This is a genomic window from Echinicola sp. 20G (genome assembly GCF_015533855.1).
Taxonomy (GTDB): domain Bacteria; phylum Bacteroidota; class Bacteroidia; order Cytophagales; family Cyclobacteriaceae; genus Echinicola.
In genome coordinates this window covers 3,227,998-3,246,007 of sequence record NZ_AP024154.1, presented here as the reverse complement: position 1 = coordinate 3,246,007, position 18,010 = coordinate 3,227,998, and the positions used below count along the sequence as shown (strand labels likewise).

Annotated in this window: 14 protein-coding genes; 7 read left to right on the top strand and 7 right to left on the bottom strand. The window is 39.3% G+C overall.

The window, feature by feature from the left end; genetic code table 11:
* Positions 1-98: 98 nt before the first annotated feature.
* From JL001_RS13335 to JL001_RS13315, 5 genes are all read right to left on the bottom strand, one after another.
* Positions 99-1,565, bottom strand: a complete 1,467-nt coding sequence (locus JL001_RS13335) for a TolC family protein (RefSeq protein ID WP_236252808.1) — start codon at positions 1,563-1,565, stop codon at positions 99-101.
* Entirely contained in the window at positions 1,562-4,702 is a 3,141-nt protein-coding gene (locus JL001_RS13330) for an efflux RND transporter permease subunit (RefSeq protein WP_200976726.1), read from the bottom strand. Before JL001_RS13330 ends, JL001_RS13335 begins: the two co-directional genes overlap by 4 nt.
* A 32-nt stretch (positions 4,703-4,734) precedes the next feature.
* Positions 4,735-5,916, bottom strand: a complete 1,182-nt coding sequence (locus JL001_RS13325; protein WP_370567376.1) for an efflux RND transporter periplasmic adaptor subunit — start codon at positions 5,914-5,916, stop codon at positions 4,735-4,737.
* Between the two features lie 678 nt (positions 5,917-6,594).
* Positions 6,595-6,798: a hypothetical protein gene (locus JL001_RS13320; protein WP_200976724.1), complete on the bottom strand. Its 204-nt coding sequence runs from the start codon at positions 6,796-6,798 to the stop codon at positions 6,595-6,597.
* Between the two features lie 8 nt (positions 6,799-6,806).
* Positions 6,807-7,331 (bottom strand): DUF4920 domain-containing protein, encoded by a 525-nt coding sequence (locus tag JL001_RS13315; protein WP_200976722.1) that lies wholly within the window; start codon positions 7,329-7,331, stop codon positions 6,807-6,809.
* 153 nt (positions 7,332-7,484) lie between these two features.
* Between JL001_RS13315 and serA the strand changes: the two genes are divergently transcribed.
* From serA to JL001_RS13300, 3 genes are all read left to right on the top strand, one after another.
* Positions 7,485-9,377 carry a phosphoglycerate dehydrogenase gene (gene serA, locus JL001_RS13310; protein ID WP_200976720.1) on the top strand — a complete coding sequence of 631 codons (1,893 nt, stop codon included), beginning with the start codon at positions 7,485-7,487 and terminating at the stop codon, positions 9,375-9,377.
* 757 nt (positions 9,378-10,134) lie between these two features.
* Positions 10,135-11,061 carry a universal stress protein gene (locus JL001_RS13305; protein ID WP_200976718.1) on the top strand — a complete coding sequence of 309 codons (927 nt, stop codon included), beginning with the start codon at positions 10,135-10,137 and terminating at the stop codon, positions 11,059-11,061.
* A 42-nt stretch (positions 11,062-11,103) separates the two neighbouring features.
* Positions 11,104-11,682, top strand: a complete 579-nt coding sequence (locus JL001_RS13300; RefSeq protein ID WP_200976716.1) for an XRE family transcriptional regulator — start codon at positions 11,104-11,106, stop codon at positions 11,680-11,682.
* A 48-nt stretch (positions 11,683-11,730) separates the two neighbouring features.
* On the opposite strand, the gene JL001_RS13295 is transcribed toward JL001_RS13300, so the two are convergent.
* Both JL001_RS13295 and JL001_RS13290 read right to left on the bottom strand, forming a co-directional pair.
* Entirely contained in the window at positions 11,731-12,411 is a 681-nt protein-coding gene (locus JL001_RS13295; RefSeq protein ID WP_200976714.1) for a phosphonatase-like hydrolase, read from the bottom strand.
* Between the two features lie 6 nt (positions 12,412-12,417).
* Complete coding sequence (locus tag JL001_RS13290; RefSeq protein WP_200976712.1) at positions 12,418-13,575, bottom strand: TIGR03364 family FAD-dependent oxidoreductase; 1,158 nt, start codon at positions 13,573-13,575, stop codon at positions 12,418-12,420.
* A gap of 269 nt (positions 13,576-13,844) precedes the next feature.
* Between JL001_RS13290 and JL001_RS13285 the strand changes: the two genes are divergently transcribed.
* The 4 genes from JL001_RS13285 to JL001_RS13270 all read left to right on the top strand — a co-directional run bounded on the left by JL001_RS13285 (position 13,845) and on the right by JL001_RS13270 (position 17,995).
* Positions 13,845-14,393: an RNA polymerase sigma factor gene (locus JL001_RS13285; RefSeq protein WP_200976710.1), complete on the top strand. Its 549-nt coding sequence runs from the start codon at positions 13,845-13,847 to the stop codon at positions 14,391-14,393.
* A 36-nt stretch (positions 14,394-14,429) separates the two neighbouring features.
* A complete protein-coding gene (locus JL001_RS13280) occupies positions 14,430-14,807 on the top strand; it encodes a hypothetical protein (RefSeq protein WP_200976708.1) in 378 nt (125 codons plus the stop codon).
* Positions 14,808-14,817: 10 nt separating this feature from the next.
* Entirely contained in the window at positions 14,818-15,279 is a 462-nt protein-coding gene (locus JL001_RS13275) for a Spy/CpxP family protein refolding chaperone (protein ID WP_200976706.1), read from the top strand.
* Between the two features lie 214 nt (positions 15,280-15,493).
* The gene (locus JL001_RS13270; protein ID WP_200976704.1) at positions 15,494-17,995 is read left to right on the top strand and encodes a zinc-dependent metalloprotease; all 2,502 of its coding nucleotides are present in this window, start codon (positions 15,494-15,496) and stop codon (positions 17,993-17,995) included.
* The last annotated feature ends 15 nt before the right edge of the window (positions 17,996-18,010 follow it).

Here is an 18,010-nt window from a genome sequence, read left to right as displayed (position 1 = left end):
CAATCAAGAGTTTCAAACCAAATGCTTCCCTTATCATCATGTCCTAAAAAAGCTACCTAAGAGTAGTTTTTTTAGGAGTTATTAATATCACTATCTAGTCATGAAGTCTCTTCTTGCTGCTCAGGTTGGCTCATGGAACCTCCTAAAGCACGATATAGATCGACTATACTTTGTAGTTTTTGGGTTTTCAAAGCCACATAATCCAATTCTGCCTCCAAGGCCCTGTTTTGTGAATTGATCACATCCAAGTAGTTGGCGTATCCCACAGAAAACATGGTGTTTGCATTGGAAATAGATCTCCGCTGTACCAATACCTCGTCAGTTTTCAGGTCCAATTGCTCGTCTAATGTGGAATAAACATTTACCATATCAAGTACCTCCAAATAGGCGTTCAAGACCGTTTGCTCATAATCCAAAAAGGCAATTTTCTGAGAAGACTTGGCCTGGTTATAGGAAGCTTTTATCTGACTGCGATTAAAGATGGGCGCAACCAAACCGGCCCCTGCCTCATAAAAGGTAGATGCAGGACTTAGAAATAGTTTACTAAATTCAAAGGCATTGAAACCAGCTGTACCGAAGAGTCTCAAAGAAGGGAAAAAAGCCGCTTTGGCCACTTTTACATCCGCTTTACTGGCTTCTAAGGCCATCTCTGCTTGACGAATATCCGGCCTTCTCTGAAGCAAATCAGCTGGTACGCCAATCTGTATAATTTCCGGAACAAAATCCACTTGGGAAAGTGTAGTACGGTTTAAGCCATCTTCATAACTTCCCAACAATCCCATCAAGGAAATCTCTACAGACCTCAATTCTCTCTCCTTTTGAATTAGGAGTGATTTTGAGTTGAGCAGTTGGGCTTCAAATTGATCCACAGCCAGTTGCGTTTCCTTTCCAGATTCCTTTAAGTCTTTGGAAAGATTAAAGGCTATTTCCTGATAGGAAATATTCTTCTTCAAAATTAGGATTTCCTCATCCAATCCCACCATGTTATAGTAGAACTTAGCCACATTGGCTATCAATTGGGTTTTGGCCATGTTCGCCGCTTGCTGACTGGCTAGCCAACGTGCCACACTCGCCTTTTTCCGGTTATTAAATTTACCCCAAATATCTAGTTCCCAAGAAAACTCTCCACCCAATATAAAATTCTTGTAGGGTGAAGGGATTTTTTGGTCTTCTGTTAAATTATCAGAGAAATTGGTATCATAATTACCAACACCGTCCATGGTATAATCACCAAATTTCCGCTGGCTGGCACCAGCCATGAGATTAAGTTCAGGAAGCATTCCTTGTTTGCCTTTGATCATTTGAGCATTGGCAATTTGGATTCTTTCCATTGTTTTCAGAATATCCTGATTGTTTTCAAGAGCAGTGCTTATTAATCTTTTTAATTTTTCATCTTCGAAAAACATGCTCCAGTTTTCTGCCGCCATGGTTTCGACAGAATCCTTTTCCACACCATAGTCAGTTGGAATTTGTAAATTTTGATCTTGGGTGATTTCTCCCGTCTTACAGGACCAAGCCATAAGAACGATCAGAGCTCCACCTACTATATTTCTTCTGTTCATCATGCTTCTGCTGCTACTTTTGATTTGTTCTTAAAATGTGTCGCCAATGATTCAAAAACCACATACAAGCCAGGAATCAGGAATATCCCCACTATCGTACCAATCAACATCCCTCCGGCAGCTGCTGTACCAATGGTTCTGTTACCAATAGCACCCGCTCCAGAAGCAATGGTCAATGGAATCAAACCGCACACAAAAGCAAATGAGGTCATCAAAATCGGCCTTAGCCTTTCCACTCCCCCGTTGATGGCAGATTGAATCACTCCAAACCCTTTTGCCCGGTTTTGGATCGCAATTTCAATGATCAAAATGGCATTTTTACCTAATAAACCAATCAACATTACCAGAGAAACCTGTGCATAAATATTGTTCTCCAAACCTGTTAGCTTCAATAGCAAAAAGGCTCCAAACACCCCTGCTGGCAAGGACAGGATTACCGGCAATGGCAAAAGGTAACTTTCATACTGAGCAGCCAAAAGCAAATAGACAAACACCAAACAAATGGCGAAAATGTATAAAGCCTGGTTCCCAGAAGCAATTTGCTCCCTGGTGATACCCGACCAATCAATATCATACCCTCTAGGTAAAAACTCCAAAGCAGCAGCTTCTACAGCCTGAATGGCATCACCACTACTGTAACCTTCCGCTGCTTCACCATTGATCATGGCAGAAGTGTACATGTTGTAACGGGTAAGCTGCTCCGGTCCATACACCCTTTCCAATGAAACAAAGTTGGAATAAGGAACCATGTCTCCCCGACTGCTTTTCGCATACATTTTTAATAATGATTCAGGGTTTGTTCGATACTGTGGAGCTGCCTGTATCATCACCTTGTACATCTGGCCATAACGGATAAAGTTGGAAGCATAAAAACTACCAATAAAACTCTGCAAAGTCTGCATGGCATCATCTACCGACACTCCCAACTGAGAAGCCTTATCATGATCTACATGTAGAATATATTGCGGGAAGTTTGGGTCAAAATTGGTAAACACCCCATTCAACTCTGGTTTTTCATTCAACGCCTCCACAAAGTTCTGAGTGGTGCTGGCCGTAATGTCCAAAGGCCCACCGGTTTTATCCAAAAGCCTCATTTCAAAACCACTTGCATTACCAAAACCAGGCACACTTGGAGGAGGGAAAAATTGAATTTCAGCCCCTGTGATATGACTCACACGACTTTGGTAATCCTCAATGAGTTGGGCAACACTCTTATCCCTGTTTTCCCAAGAAACCAGGTTAATCATTCCCATTCCATAAGATGCACCAGCAGTCTCAGTCAGTAAACTGTACCCCGCCAAAGTAGAGACGGTTTCCACTTCATCCAAAGGCAATAAGGCCGCTTGAACATCATCCAAAATCACCTTGGTCCGCTCAACTGTAGCACCAGGAGGAGTGGTTACATTGACATAAATCATCCCTTGATCCTCAGTAGGGATGAAACCAGTAGGAAGGATACTGCTGACTCCAAAAGTTGCAATGATAAACAATCCTAAGGCACCAAAAGTAACCGCCTTACGGCCTACTATTCCTTTTAATACCCAAGCATATTTACCTGAAAGTTGCTCATATTTTCTGTTAAAACCATCGAAGAATTTCTGTATTAGATTTTTCGGTTTACCTTCTTCATGATGATTCGGCTTTAACAAAATACTACACAAAGCAGGAGAAAGTGTGAGGGCATTTATACCCGAAATCACAATGGCAATGGCCAAAGTCAAAGAGAACTGTCGATAGAAAATCCCTACAGGCCCTGACATAAAACCGACAGGAATAAACACAGCTGACATAACCATGGTGATGGCGATAATAGCTCCACCTATTTCTCTCATCGCAGCTATGGTGGCATCTTTAGCATTCATCTTTTCGTCATGCATTTTCACATGGACAGCTTCAACCACTACAATCGCATTATCCACCACAATACCAATTGCCAGTACCAATGCAAATAGGGTTAGTAGATTAATAGAGAACCCAAATAAATCCATGAAGAAGAAAGTCCCCACCAATGAAACTGGCACCGCAATGGCTGGAATCAAAGTAGACCTAAAGTCCTGAAGAAAAATAAATACCACTATGGACACTAACAAGAATGCCTCAACCAAGGTCTTTATTACCCCTGCAATGGATGCGTCCAAAAACCTTGAAACATCGTAAGAAACATTAAAAGTCATTCCTGGAGGGAAGGAAGTTTCTTGTAGCTCTGACATCTTTGCTTTGATGGAATTGATCACGTCCCTTGCATTAGAGCCCGGGCGTTGCTTGATCATGATAGAAGCAGAAGGACTTCCATCAGTAATGGAAACCATGTTATAATCTTCAGAATCAAACTCTACCTCTGCTACATCCTTAATTTTCAGTAAAGAACCGTCGGGCAAGGCCTTAATCGTAATATTCTCATAATCCTCTTCTTGACTGAACTTACCAGTATAGCGGAGCACATATTGCAGCATTTGAGGATCCTTATCCGAGCTGATCCCTGATTTACCTGGAGCAGCTTCTACGTTTTGGTTACGAATGGCCTCTGTAATATCCTGTGGCGAAATATCGTAAGCAACCATTCGATCAGGATTGAGCCAAATTCGCATGGCATAATCCCGTGCTCCCATGATTTCCGCAAAACCAACCCCATCGATACGTTTCAATTCCCGAAGAACATTGATATCCGCAAAGTTGTAAACAAACTTTTCATCTTGGGTGGTATCAGAACTCATCAGGTTCAAGTAAAGCAACATGCTGTTTACTTCCTTTTCTGTCATCACCCCTGCACGGATTACCTCCTCAGGCAACTCATCAATTACTGTAGAAACCCTGTTTTGCACGTTTACTGCAGCTTGGTCAGGGTCGGTACCTACTTTGAAAACCACGGTAATCACCGTAACCCCATCATTGGTGTTTACGGAGTTCATATAGGTCATTCCCGGAACGCCATTGATGGCTCTTTCCAAGGGAGTAGCTACGGCTTTGGCCAATACCTCAGCATTGGCACCTGTATATTGGGCTGTAACGGTTACTGAAGGAGGTACAATCTCAGGAAACTGTGTTACAGGCAATGAAGTCAATGATAATAAACCGACCAAAGTAATAATCACCGAAATAACGGTAGATAGAATTGGCCGTTTGATAAATATTTCAAACATACTGTACTAAAATAAATTGGTCAATCAAGCTCTTATAAAGATTGGAAAAGCGTATCGTAAGCTTCTTCATCAGAAATGGCTACAGGATCAATGACACTACCGTCCTTCACCTGCTGAATTCCTTCATAGATGATACTGTCGCCATCTTTAAATCCATCCGCTACATAAAATAACCCAAACCTTCTCAAAGGCCTGAAACTTCTCACCTGAACTTGATTGTCCTTAGTCAGTACATATACATAGTTAAAATCCTGAATTTCAAAACTTGACTTTTGTGGAATCAAAAACACATTATCCAGTTCACTCGTCATCTTGATTTTCCCACTTGCGCCATGCTTGATCAAACCATCCGGATTTGGAAACCTTACCCTAAATGCAATAGATCCTGTTCCCTGCTCAAAGTCCGCTTCCATGGTCTCTAATTTTCCTTTATAGGGATACTCTTGTCCATCAGATAAAACCAAGGTCAACTCTTTCTCCAACACCTCTTCTTCACCCGATTCCAATTTTTCCCTCATAAATCGGAGGTATTCATTTTCATTGACTTTGTAGTAAGCAAAAATCTCAGAAATATCCGTGATGTGCGTCATCAAATCACCTGTAGTCACCAAACTACCTGATTTAAAAGGGATTCTATCTACAATTCCATCAAAAGGAGCCTTGATCGTGGTGTAAGAAAGTCCTGTTTGGGCATTTTTAAGCATGGATTCTGCTTCCATAATCCCAGATTGCGCCATTTCATATTTTGCTTGGGCGAGCTCCAATTCAGAAGAGGTAATGATCTTTTTATCCACCAATGTCTGTAAACGCTCCATCTCCAATTTTGCTGCTTGGGCCTCAGCTTTGGCTTGCATCAATCTCGCGCGATTACTATTTACCATTTCTGCCAACTCCGCAGAACTCAACTTGAACAAAGGTTGTCCTTTTTTCACATACTCTCCTTCGTCTACAAAAATCTCATCTACAAATCCCTCCACTTTCGCTCTCACTTCCACAAATTGCACAGCCTGTATATCACAGACATAAGTTTGGGGCACCTCAATCTTTTTTGGTGACAACTTCATAATTGGAATACTCAAAGGCTTGTTTCTTTTATACTCTCTGGTGTTTCCTTCATTGCAAGAAAAAACAAGAGGCATGCAAACCATCAAGAGCAGTAGAGCATTCCAGCTAAAATAATTAGTGGAATCTCTGTTGTAAAACGTCAGTTTCATAAATGGTATATAGTTTAAGTAGTAGTAGTTTATTCAATCCTCACTCCCCTACAAGCCAGACAATAATTTCCCCTAGTGACCTTCTCAGACCACTTCGGCAACCCCTGGCTATTTTGGAGATTTATATTTTAGAAAATACCCGTTCAATTAACTAAACCTATTACATGACTGAAGACCTTTGGAAAGAAAGTTAGAAGTGCCACAATCAAGGCTAATACTTTCTAGAAATCCAAAAACTGAATCTATCAGCTTCACAAAATTTAACCACGGGACTCCCCATGAAATGTGGATGAATTAAGATGTAGGCAATACCAAAGGCGCTAACCTCTTTCCTTAGAAAGCATCTTAAAATGGTTAAGTTATTGAACTTGGGTGAAGAGAATTTCCAGACTTCACATCTATGGTCATTTACCATAAATTTAAATAAAGTCTGCACTTATCTCATTAAATGCAAAAATATATTTTCTTTAATGCAATGGCTATATTATTATATGATCGGCAATAATTCTCCATAAACTCCCCTCTTATCATCAATAAATCAGTTAGAAGAAACATGCTATTCATTTAAAACCATTGGATTGCATTTTTACCGCCTAAAAATGGTACTTTTAAACAGTGCTAAATCCTTTTTTTAAAGGTCTAGAAAAACAATAAAAACAGGAATGTGGATCTTTAAGATTAACGTAACTCATCCAAGTCGTAATCTTTACCAATCCCCCATTGGAGCAACTCTTCCATTTCATATATTTCCAATGTATCCAAATCTTTTACTTGGAAATTATCCCTTCCGAGTTTAGCTAAAACTTCCAACTGTCGTTTTTCACCATAGTTTACAAGGTAATATATCCTACCCACTCTCAAATTATCCAATGCTATTGCCATATAATCATCTATTTTTCTGCGATCACTACCCCTATTGCTTCAAAAGTATATTCCTCTTTGGGTGATTTGATCGCTTCTATTTCTTCTTTGGAAGCTCCCCCATCTTCAGCATAATGCCTTAATGTTTTCACATCTGTAACCGTTCTAATGGCCTCACCTTCCAAAACCACAGGATACCCTTGGGAATTTGTCGGTACAAAGAACGCATAATCTTTGAAAGTTACCCGCATCTTCTCACCATTTGGTAAAGCCATGGTCAGCCAGCATCCTTTTTTGACACAAACTTCTTCTATAGTTCCTTCAATTTTCCCATTGAAAGTCTCATTTTGTTCCAAGGAACTTATCATAGTGCTTAGAGGTGTAACCTCTCCTTCTCCCAATTCTGAACCATAGTCTCCTGCTACGTTTTCATCAGACTTGGTTTCTTTTTGATCAGTTTCCGAAACTTTTTCGTGGGCATTTTCTTTGGTGCTGCAGGCCAAAATATTTACGGATATCAATAGTACCCAAAAGAGCTTAGTGACAATTTTCATGGCTATTTCGTTTAATTATAAGATTTCACAAAAATACATATGCTTTTTCTGAAAAACACCTTTAAAATTTTAAAAGTATTTTTCGCAACAAATAATAATATAAATTAATAATATACTAAATTTACGGCCAAATCATTAAAAGTTCACCACAAAATGACCATGATTAAAAAGTTTATCATCGATTTTGACAGCACATTTACTCAAGTAGAAGCCTTAGATATTTTGGGTGAGATAAGTTTGAGAAATGACCCAAAAAGAGATGAAAAATTAAAGGCGATCAAAGACATCACTGACCTTGGTATGGAGGGAAAAGTAACACTCCGTGAAAGTCTTGAAAAGCGAATCGAAATACTGAATGCCAACAAAGCGCAAATCAGTGAACTTGTAGCTGAATTAAAGAAAAAAATCTCCAAGTCCTTCCAAAGAAACCGGGAGTTTTTTCAGGAAAATGCCGACAACATTTATATTATTTCCAATGGCTTTAAAGATTTTATCACCCCTGTAGTAGGCATTTATGGCATTAGTGAAGAAAATGTCTTTGCCAACGAGTTTATCTATGATGAAGATGACAACATCATAGACTTTAACCGGGACAACCTATTATCCAAAAACAATGGCAAACCAGAAACCATCAAGACCCTTAACCTTGAAGGCGATGTTTATGTGGTGGGTGACGGCTATACTGATTATGAAATCAAAGCTTCTGGGCTTGCCAATAAATTTTACGCATTTACTGAGAACATCAATCGTCCAAAAGTTTCTTCAAAAGCGGATCATATTGCCCCTAGCTTGGATGAAATTTTGTATGTTAATAAAATGAATAAGAAATTTTCCTATCCAAAGAGCCGTATCAATGTACTGCTTTTGGAAAACGTGCACCCTATTGGGGTTGAAATCATGAAGCAAGAAGGTTACAATGTAGAAGTTGTAAGCTCTGCCATGTCTGAAGAGGAGTTATGTGAGAAAATCAAAACGGTTTCCATCATTGGGATTCGCTCCAAAACCCAGATCACCAAAAAAGTATTGGAAAATGCCAATAGATTGATCGCTATCGGCGCATTCTGTATCGGAACCAATCAAATCGATTTGGAAACCTGTCAAGAAAAGGGAATTGCAGTTTTCAATGCACCTTTTAGCAACACCCGCTCTGTGGTAGAACTTGCTATTTCAGAGATCATTTTCTTGATGAGAAACCTTCATGACAAAACCCTGAAAATGCACCAGGGTATTTGGAACAAGTCTGCATCAGGAAGCTTTGAAGTAAGAGGAAAGAAACTCGGCATTATTGGCTATGGAAATATTGGAGCACAACTTTCTGTTTTGGCAGAAAGCATGGGAATGCAAGTTCTCTACTATGACATTGTAGAAAGACTGGCACTGGGCAATGCTACCAAAATAGATTCATTAGATGAGCTACTGGAAACCTGTGATATCATTTCACTTCATGTGGATGGGAGAAAGGACAATAAAAATGTCCTAAACAGGGAAAAGATCTTCAAAATGAAAAAAGGCGCCATCTTGGTTAACCTAAGTAGAGGTCATGTAGTGGAAGTTCCTGCCTTGAAAGAAGCCTTGGAAACTGGTCACTTAGCTGGCGCGGCAGTAGATGTGTTCCCTTCTGAACCTAAAAACAATGATGAGCCATTTGAATCTGAATTGAAAGGCTGTCCTAATACCATTTTGACTCCTCATATTGGAGGGAGCACTTTAGAGGCACAGGAAAACATTGCCCAGTTTGTACCTGGTAAAATAATCGAATACATCAATACTGGTAATACATTCAACAGTGTAAACTTCCCTAATATTCAGTTACCTTTCTTGCGTGATGCGCACAGGTTGATCCACATTCACCATAACGCTCCTGGTGTACTGGCCAAAATCAACCAAGTGTTGGCAAACTACAAAATCAACATTGTGGGCCAATACCTGAAAACCAATGAAAAAATCGGCTATGTGATTACGGATATAGACAAGGCTTATTCGCCAGATGTAATCGATGCCATGAAAGAAATAGAGGGTACAATCAGGTTCAGAATTCTTTATTAAAAAACAACACAACTAACCATAACAATCAAAAGAGGGAAAATGATCTTCATTTCTCTCTTTTTGTTTTTTTGGTAGGACGTATGAGTTAAGAACTAAAAAAACAAAAAGCCCGGACCTTAGAGTGTTGCAAACCTCTTTATAGACAAGATTTGAGCTGCCCGAATTTCGCAACCTTCCACTGTTATCCTGCTTCCGAAGAAACGAGGTCCTGAAATAAATCAGGATGAGGCCTGGTTTTGAAAAAAGGCTTCACTCGGTATTTTTGTTAATTGTGAAGTTTGAACATGTCGGCGATCCGAGCCTTTTGCAAATATACAAATAAGATTGAGGAATGATAAAGATATCCATTTTGATATAGAAACCACCTCAAGTAACTCATATTCAATAATTTGAATAAATTATCAAACACGAAATATTTGAACAAAAAAACACTTGATCAATAAAATTATTTGTAACAATATTCTTCAGTCACCAAATTGATCTATTTTAAATTCTTATTCAACAATTTTTGAAGAGACATTAATCTTATACTCAAATCAACAATTAACTTATGAAATGGATTTATCAAAAAAATGGATGTTTACCAATCTCTTTAGCTAAAAGCCTGTTTTTTTGGTAAATTTTAAACATTAAGTTTATATTCGATCAAGACTTCTGCTACATGGCAGTGCTTGGAAGATTGCTACAATAATTAATTTTTAATTGCTTTCACTCCACATTAAATCATAATTTTGCACCAAACTTAGCTGCTTAGGAAATGTATCAAATTAAAAAACTAATCGTTTGCCTCGACCACACCGAAATGGATGAAATTTTGGTAAAATATGCCTCTTTTATTGCTAAGATCAACAACACAAAGAAAGTCTATTTTACTAATGTTATCCGAAACCTTCAGATACCAAAAGACATCCTTAAGGAGTTTCCAAACCTGGTAGAAAACATGGTGGATGAAAGGAAGGGACAAATGAAAGCGATCGTTGAAAAGCATTTCAACAAAAGTGATGACATTGCCATTTCCTATGTGGTGAAAGAAGGGCAGCTATCTAAAAAAATACTAAAACTTGCCCACGAGAAGTCTGCAGATATGATCTTGGTGGGTAGAAAAACAACCTTACCGGGAAGTGGTGTAGTCTCACAAAGACTGGCCAGAAGGGCTTCTTGCTCACTAATGATCGTTCCTGAAAATTGCAAAGAAATCAAAGTTGACAAACTGTTAGTTCCAAGTGATTTTTCTGATTATTCCAAAGATGCTTTGGAGGAAGCTATCATGATAGCAGAAAGAAATGGAAAACACGTAGAGATTATTTGTCAAAACGTATTCTCTGTCCCGTCAGGCTATCACCTTACCGGGAAAAGCTATGAGGAATTTGCGGAAATCATGAAGGTCAATGCACAAGTGAATTTCAAAAAGTTCATTCGTAAGATCGATACAAAGAATGTAAAAATAGATCCAATGTACACCATTGACAACAATGATGACCCTGTTGAAGATATCATGAACAAGGCCAAGGAACTTGATGTGGATGGGATTATTATTGGGGCCAAAGGAAGAACAGCAGCAACAGCCCTGTTCATTGGAAGCATTGCTGAAAGATTGATCCAGCTTAACGAGGATTTTCCACTCGTAGTAACAAGACCAAAAGGGAAAAATGCAGGAATCTTGGATTATATACTTGAAATTTAAGCTGCTCCAACAAAATTTTTAAGATTGCTCAGAAAATAAGGAATGGAAGATTATTTAGTAGGTATTGGGAAACGAATCAAGGAAATCAGAAAAAGCAATGGGCAAACCATTCACACCCTTGCTTCCAAAGCAGATGTGAGTAATGGACTTATTTCAAGAATAGAAAATGGCCGAACCATACCATCTTTACCTGTTTTATTGAGCATCATAAAGTCGCTTGAAATAGATGTTCCGGAGTTTTTCAGCGGATTGCCCCAATATGGGGAAAACAACTTTTTTGTTTGCCGATCAGCCGACTTTTCAGTCATTGAAAAAGAAGAGGATGCTGAAGGTTTTGTTTACAAGTTGATTTTTGGCAAACAGCTTGCCTCCATGGGTTTTGAAGCAGTTATGCTTGAGGTTCAACCAGGGTCCAAAAGAGACAAGGTTAAGACCGATGCCTTTGAATTCAAATATATGATCTCCGGAGAATGCAGTTATATTATCAGTGAAGAGGAAGTTCTTTTGCAGGAAGGAGACGCCATATTCTTTGATGGCCGAATTCCCCATGTCCCTGTAAATAACGCAAGTAAACCAGCCAAAATGTTGGTATTCTATTTCTTCATCAACAATGAAAAGTAAAGCCTACCCAATGGGCAGGCCTTGCGATACAAACAATAAACAAACTAATTATAATAAAATACTTTCCAATTCCGCTACACTATTCAAGATATGATCAGGTGAGGCTGTCTTAAGCTGATTCTCAGTTTGTGCACCGCTCAAGACCCCAATGGTCAATCCGCAATTGGCATTTTTACCTTCTTCAATATCAATAGTTGAATCTCCAGCCTTAAGTACCCTGTGGGGATCTTTCACTCCTACAATTTCCATTGCTTTTAGGATCATATCCGGCTGAGGTCTGCCATTGACCACATCGTCAGCTGTGACAAGTCCATCAATATCTTTTCCGATTTCCCAGCCTAGCTTTGCTAATAATCCCGAGGCAGTCTTTCTATCATAGCCTGTGTTTAGTACGACAAAAACTTGATTTGACCGTAAGGACTCCATCAGTTCTTTCACACCACTAAAGGTCTTTACATCCAATTCTTCATAGGCCTTGATAAGGCTTGGTTTAAAATTGGCGAAAGCCTTATCTGCAGTTGCTTGTACATTTTGTTCATCAGTGCAAGCTGTCAAAACATCTATTATAGCTTGATGCTTTTCTTTACCTGCACCAAACTCCAACACCTCTTCAAGACTTACATTGTACCCTTGATCGTTAATTACTTGCCTAACTGTTTTGTAAACTATATTGTCTTCATCGACAGTAGTACCTGCCATATCAAACACCACCAATTCTATTTTTTCCATAACTCCTTATTTGTTAAATATTTGCTTTACATTTTCATGAGCAAAACCAGCACTACCGGTCATGCCTTTGCCTCCAATTCCCGTTATGATATGGATATTTTCATCTATGGTCTTTTGAAAAATATCCTGATTTTTACACTGAGCATACATTCCATACCATCGGTGGGCGATTTCATAAGTAGGTAAATCAATAATTTTCTTAGCTTCTTGGATCATAAAACCATCAATATCCATATCTAATCCATAGCCCAGATCGTCAATATCGCTGGCGTCCGCATACTGATGGGAATCTCCAAGAATAACCGACCCATCCATAGCCTGTTTGAAAAGAATGTGTACTCCCCATTTCTTTTCTAAACTATCTACAGCCTCTTTCTTTTTAATTTCAGCAAAAGATGGACACTCATAAAACGCTTCATAACGTCTGATAGATAAACCTGTCAATACAGAACCAAGTAACTGATAATTCTCCTGCGGCTTGGTCTGCAACATCTGAAGTTTTGAAACTTCAAGATCACTTTGGGCAAAAATCTCAGGATACAACAGCTTAAAGTCCTTACCATTACATATCACCACCTTTGAAGCCTCTAGCCTACTCCCTACTGCCATGTGAACCTGAATCTTTTCTCCTGCCTTTTCACAATTGACCACAGTCTGGTTTATAAAAATCTCCAAACCCTTTTCCCTTTCCAAAAACTCTAAAAGTCGATGGATCATAACTCTTGGCTCAACAGTCACTTCATCAGGAAAGAACAATCCAGCCTTCACATAATCACTTCTTAGGCCTGGATATTTCTCCAAACATTCCTTCTTGCTCAACATAGAGGATGAGTAGTCATTCCCCTTGTTTATATCATGGAGTTCTTCAATTAACTGCACTTCCTCCTCATTTGAAGCCAAGTAAACAGAGCCATTATTGCGAATGGAAATATCAAATTTAGCCTGAATTTCTTTGTAAATCTTCAAACTTTCCCGGCCATATGCCTGCCATTTGGAATTCATCCCAGAAGGAACTACTTGTCCAAAATTTCTGGTAGTAGCACTCTGCGGTGCCTTGTCTTTTTCAACCAAAGCTACCTTAAGTCCAAGGTTTAGAGCATGAAAAGCATGAAAGGCTCCCAAAACACCCCCACCTATTACGACAAGATCAAAGTTATTTTTCATGGTTAGTTATGTTTCAAATGCACTTTTTGTTGACCCTTATTCTACTTTTTTGTGATATCATTATATAAAAAGCTAAATTCCCGGACCATTTAAATTATTCACATTTGTAAATATTGATACCACAAAGATGAATAAAATTTTACTATTAGTAAACTTTTTTCATATTAAGAAAACTTTATATTTATTAAAAGTAAACTATTAATGTATTTCAGTCATGAATTTTTACTACCTCATTAAACTTATCGTTAGATTAACGGTCTAAGCTAACCATGAACCTTTTGGATGACTGTACCATTTTATCATTAGTTAAAGCACCTGAAACGAGAGAGAGGGGGTTCCGCTTGTTGGTTGAGCAATACCAGAAGCGAATCTATGGGGTCATTAGAAAAATGGTCATTATCCATGAAGATGCCAATGATATTACACAAAACACCTTTGTGAAGGCATTTAGAAACATCGATAAATTTAAGGCCGAATCAAGCTTATTTACTTGGCTATATCGCATAGCTACCAATGAAAGTCTTAATTTTCTGGAGAAAAAAAAGAAACGCTTTTTCTTACAGATTGATGATCACGAAAAAAAAATGGCCAACTATCTCGACACATCACCACACATAGATGGTGATGCCATTCAGGTATTATTACAAAAAATATTGCTAAAACTTCCTGAAAAACAAAGATTGGTCTTTAACTTAAAGTATTATGAGGAACTTAGCTATGAAGAAATCAGTCGAATTACTGAAACTTCAGTTGGTGCCTTAAAGGCAAGCTATCACCATGCAGTAAAAAAAATAGAAAAGGAAATCAAAGGGGAGTAAACCTTTTGCGAAATCAACTGTCTAAGAATTAGCGTTATGAAAAACATTCCTAAAAGAGACATATTTAAAGTTCCTGAAGGGTACTTCGAAAGCCTTCCAGACGAAATACTGGATAGAAGTAAAAACAATATTCGAAAGATAAACTATAGCAGATGGGCAGCTGCAGCAGTTTTGATATTCTCAGCAGCCCTGTTTATTTATAAGTTTGAATCTTCCAATTCCCTTTTTGAAGCCAATAGTATTGCTGTTGATGATCAAGTAGAGCTATTGATCGACCAAGGAGATTGGAATGTAGAAGATGTACTTTCCCTCTCGGAAGACCCTAATGCTGTATTGGATCAGGTGATGGCTGAAGAATGGGGATCATACGATGTGAGTGATAGTGAATTGGAAGAAGAACTCTGGAGTTATTAACCTAAATAAAATGAAAAAATTAAGCCTTATTTTGCTTCTAGGAATGCTCTCTTTAAGCGTTTACGCCCAAAGGAGAAATGAACCTGCTTATGACCAAGAAAAACTGGAAGCAGCCAAAATAGCCTTTATTACCCAAAGGTTGGACATCAAGCCAGACCAAGCCACTAAATTCTGGCCCCTTTATAACCAGTTTGAAGAAAAAAGAAGAAACATCTTTAAGAAGATGAGAAGTCAATCCAGAGTGGACAAGGAAGACCTTACCGATGAAAAAGCGCAAGAGTTGATTGCTTCAAAATTAACCACCCAACAAGAACTTCTAGATCTAGAAAAAGAATATATAGCCAAGTTTGCCAAGGCCTTAAGTCCCAAACAGGCTTACTTGCTTCAGGAAGCTGACCGAGATTTTGTCCGGCACCTCTATAGAATGAACCGGGACATGAGAAGGGAAGAGCCCAGAGGAGAAACCAATTAATTACAACGGACAGTATCAAGAAAATTTCATAGCTCCATTACACTGACAGGTAATGGAGCTTTTATTTTGTCTCACCTTTCATGGATTTTCATTGGCTTTTTTAAACGTATTTTGTTAGCATTAACTGTCTTAATGCGATATTCCCTGATAACTTCAGTCAATTAGTTTGACGCTCATATTTCAATTTTTCATTCAATTTCAATCCCTACGCAACATGAACAACGTTTTGAGTAAGCTATTAAAAGTGCTTCCACTTTTAATATTGATGGCCCAACTCTCACCATTTGACGCCTTTTCGCAACAGAAATCCAGACCATCCATAAACGATTTTACAGCTGATATGGAAAAACAGGATGGTTTCTACCCACTTTACTGGGATGAGAATACCGGAAAATTATGGTTAGAAATCACCGCATTGGACCAAGAAATTCTTTACTACCCTTCCCTAGCTGCTGGTCTTGGTTCAAATGACATTGGCCTAGATAGAGGCAAGCTTTCTGGAGCTCATGTGGTGAGTTTTAGAAAGTCTGGAAAGAAACTTTTGATGACAGAAAGCAACTATGACTATCGGGCCATCACCGATAACAAAATGGAAAAGAGGGCTGTCCAAGAATCATTCGCAGAATCAATACTATGGGGATTTGAAATCAGCGCGGAATCAGGAAACCATTACCTTGTTGATGCTACAGAATTTGCTTTACAGGATGCTGTTGGAGCAATCCAATCCATCAGCAGGTCAAACCAAGGGAACTACAAAGTGGATCCAAAAAGATCTGCGATATATGTTCCCCGAACAAAGGCTTTCCCAAAAAACACAGAAATTGAGGCCACCATTACATTGGAGGGATCCAAGGCCGGAGGCTACTTGAGAAGCGTAACTCCCTCTCCTGATGCGGTCACTTTGAGGATGCACCATTCTTTTGTGGAGCTTCCTGATGATGATTATATACCCCGTCTATTTGACCCCAGAGCTGGGGTAAATGCGGTAAGCTTTTATGATTTTGCGACACCTATCAATGAATCCATTGTCAAAAGATATATTCGCAGACATCGCCTAATCAAGAAAAATCCAGGTCCCGCGCCCAGTGAAGTAGTGGAACCGATTATTTACTATATCGATCCTGGCACGCCTGAACCCATTCGTTCTGCACTGATGGAAGGCACCAGCTGGTGGGCTGAAGCATTTGAATCGGCAGGGTTTATCAATGCTTTTCAAGTCAAACTTCTTCCAGAGGAAGCTGACCCAATGGATATCAGGTACAATTTGGTCCAATGGGTTCACCGATCCACAAGAGGTTGGTCTTATGGAGGCGGAATTACAGACCCAAGAACAGGAGAAATCATCAAAGGAAAAGTGACACTTGGCTCATTGAGGGTAAGACAGGACTTTTTGATTGCCCAAGGTCTTATTGCCCGCTACCTTGAAACAGGAGAAATAGAAGATGAAGCCATGCTGGAAATGGCCTTAGCCAGAATGAGACAACTGGCGGCCCATGAAGTGGGACATACATTGGGATTGCCCCATAACTATATTGCCAGTGCTCACAATCGCGCATCAGTAATGGATTATCCTCATCCCTCCGTCAAATTTAAAGATGATAATTCCCTTGACCTATCAGATGCCTACGACGTGGGTATTGGAGAATGGGACAAAACAGCCATTCAAATGGCCTATGCAGAGTTTCCAACAGGAGCCAATGAGCAAACTGAAATCAGCAAAATGGTTGAAAGTTATCGTAAAAAAGGATTGGATTTTCTCTCAGATCAAGATGCCAGGCCTACCGGAAGTGCTCACCCCAAGACCCATTTGTGGGACAATGGAGAAAGTGCAATAGATGAGCTTGATCATGTAATGGAAGTTAGAAAGTATGTACTGGACCGCTTCAATGAAAAGAAAATAAAAATGGGACAACCTCTGGCCACTTTAGAAGAAGTATTCGTTCCCATTTATCTTTTCCATCGCTATCAAGTGGAAGCCGCAGCAAAACTCATTGCAGGGGTAAATTATCAGTACACTCTAAGAGGAGATGCCGGAGAGGCTGTTAAGCCTGTATCTGCAGAAGAGCAAGTTAGAGCTACAGAATCCCTCATGGCCACTTTGGATCCAAAAGCCTTGGCTGTTCCTCATCGTGTGTACGAGAATATACCTCCTAGACCTTATGGGTTTTCAGCCAATTCCAGGGAAACTTTCCAGGGAAAAACAGGACTCACTTTTGACCCATTGGCACCAGCCCATGTTGCAGCTGATCTTACGCTCTCTCTGGTACTTGATCCACAAAGGGCTTCCAGGTTAGTCGCTCAACATGCTATTAATGAAAACTTACCTGGACTGGTGGAGATCATTGATATCATGATCAAAGAAATAAGTGATTTTAATATGGCCCCTGAACTAGAAGCCTCATCCTATGAACAAGAGATCAAACGAGTTGTTGAAAAAATATTCCTTCAGCACCTGATCAATTTATACAAAAGCAACCAAGCTTCAGAACAAGCAAGAAGCATTGCCCGATACGGGATAAGCAAATTGGAATTTTCCATCCAACCAGGAGGAAAAGAACAAAATGCTCACAAAAACTATTGCCAAAAACTGATCAATCAAATGGATCGGGAAATTTTGGACCCCGTCGAACTCATGTCCCCTATTCCCATACCAGATGGATCACCCATTGGATCTGAAAGCTACGAGTGGTTGTCCCCTATTTGCACTGAACATTAAAATATAAAAGGGGCT

Bases quoted from the DNA above. Each gene is read 5' to 3' on its own strand.
- JL001_RS13335 (WP_236252808.1), bottom strand. From the start codon at position 1,565: ATGATGAACAGAAGAAATATAGTAGGTGGAGCTCTGATCGTTCTTATG.
- JL001_RS13330 (WP_200976726.1), bottom strand. From the start codon at position 4,702: ATGTTTGAAATATTTATCAAACGGCCAATTCTATCTACCGTTATTTCG.
- JL001_RS13325 (WP_370567376.1), bottom strand. From the start codon at position 5,916: ATGAAACTGACGTTTTACAACAGAGATTCCACTAATTATTTTAGCTGG.
- JL001_RS13320 (WP_200976724.1), bottom strand. From the start codon at position 6,798: ATGGCAATAGCATTGGATAATTTGAGAGTGGGTAGGATATATTACCTT.
- JL001_RS13315 (WP_200976722.1), bottom strand. From the start codon at position 7,331: ATGAAAATTGTCACTAAGCTCTTTTGGGTACTATTGATATCCGTAAAT.
- serA (WP_200976720.1), top strand. From the start codon at position 7,485: ATGACCATGATTAAAAAGTTTATCATCGATTTTGACAGCACATTTACT.
- JL001_RS13305 (WP_200976718.1), top strand. From the start codon at position 10,135: ATGTATCAAATTAAAAAACTAATCGTTTGCCTCGACCACACCGAAATG.
- JL001_RS13300 (WP_200976716.1), top strand. From the start codon at position 11,104: ATGGAAGATTATTTAGTAGGTATTGGGAAACGAATCAAGGAAATCAGA.
- JL001_RS13295 (WP_200976714.1), bottom strand. From the start codon at position 12,411: ATGGAAAAAATAGAATTGGTGGTGTTTGATATGGCAGGTACTACTGTC.
- JL001_RS13290 (WP_200976712.1), bottom strand. From the start codon at position 13,575: ATGAAAAATAACTTTGATCTTGTCGTAATAGGTGGGGGTGTTTTGGGA.
- JL001_RS13285 (WP_200976710.1), top strand. From the start codon at position 13,845: ATGAACCTTTTGGATGACTGTACCATTTTATCATTAGTTAAAGCACCT.
- JL001_RS13280 (WP_200976708.1), top strand. From the start codon at position 14,430: ATGAAAAACATTCCTAAAAGAGACATATTTAAAGTTCCTGAAGGGTAC.
- JL001_RS13275 (WP_200976706.1), top strand. From the start codon at position 14,818: ATGAAAAAATTAAGCCTTATTTTGCTTCTAGGAATGCTCTCTTTAAGC.
- JL001_RS13270 (WP_200976704.1), top strand. From the start codon at position 15,494: ATGAACAACGTTTTGAGTAAGCTATTAAAAGTGCTTCCACTTTTAATA.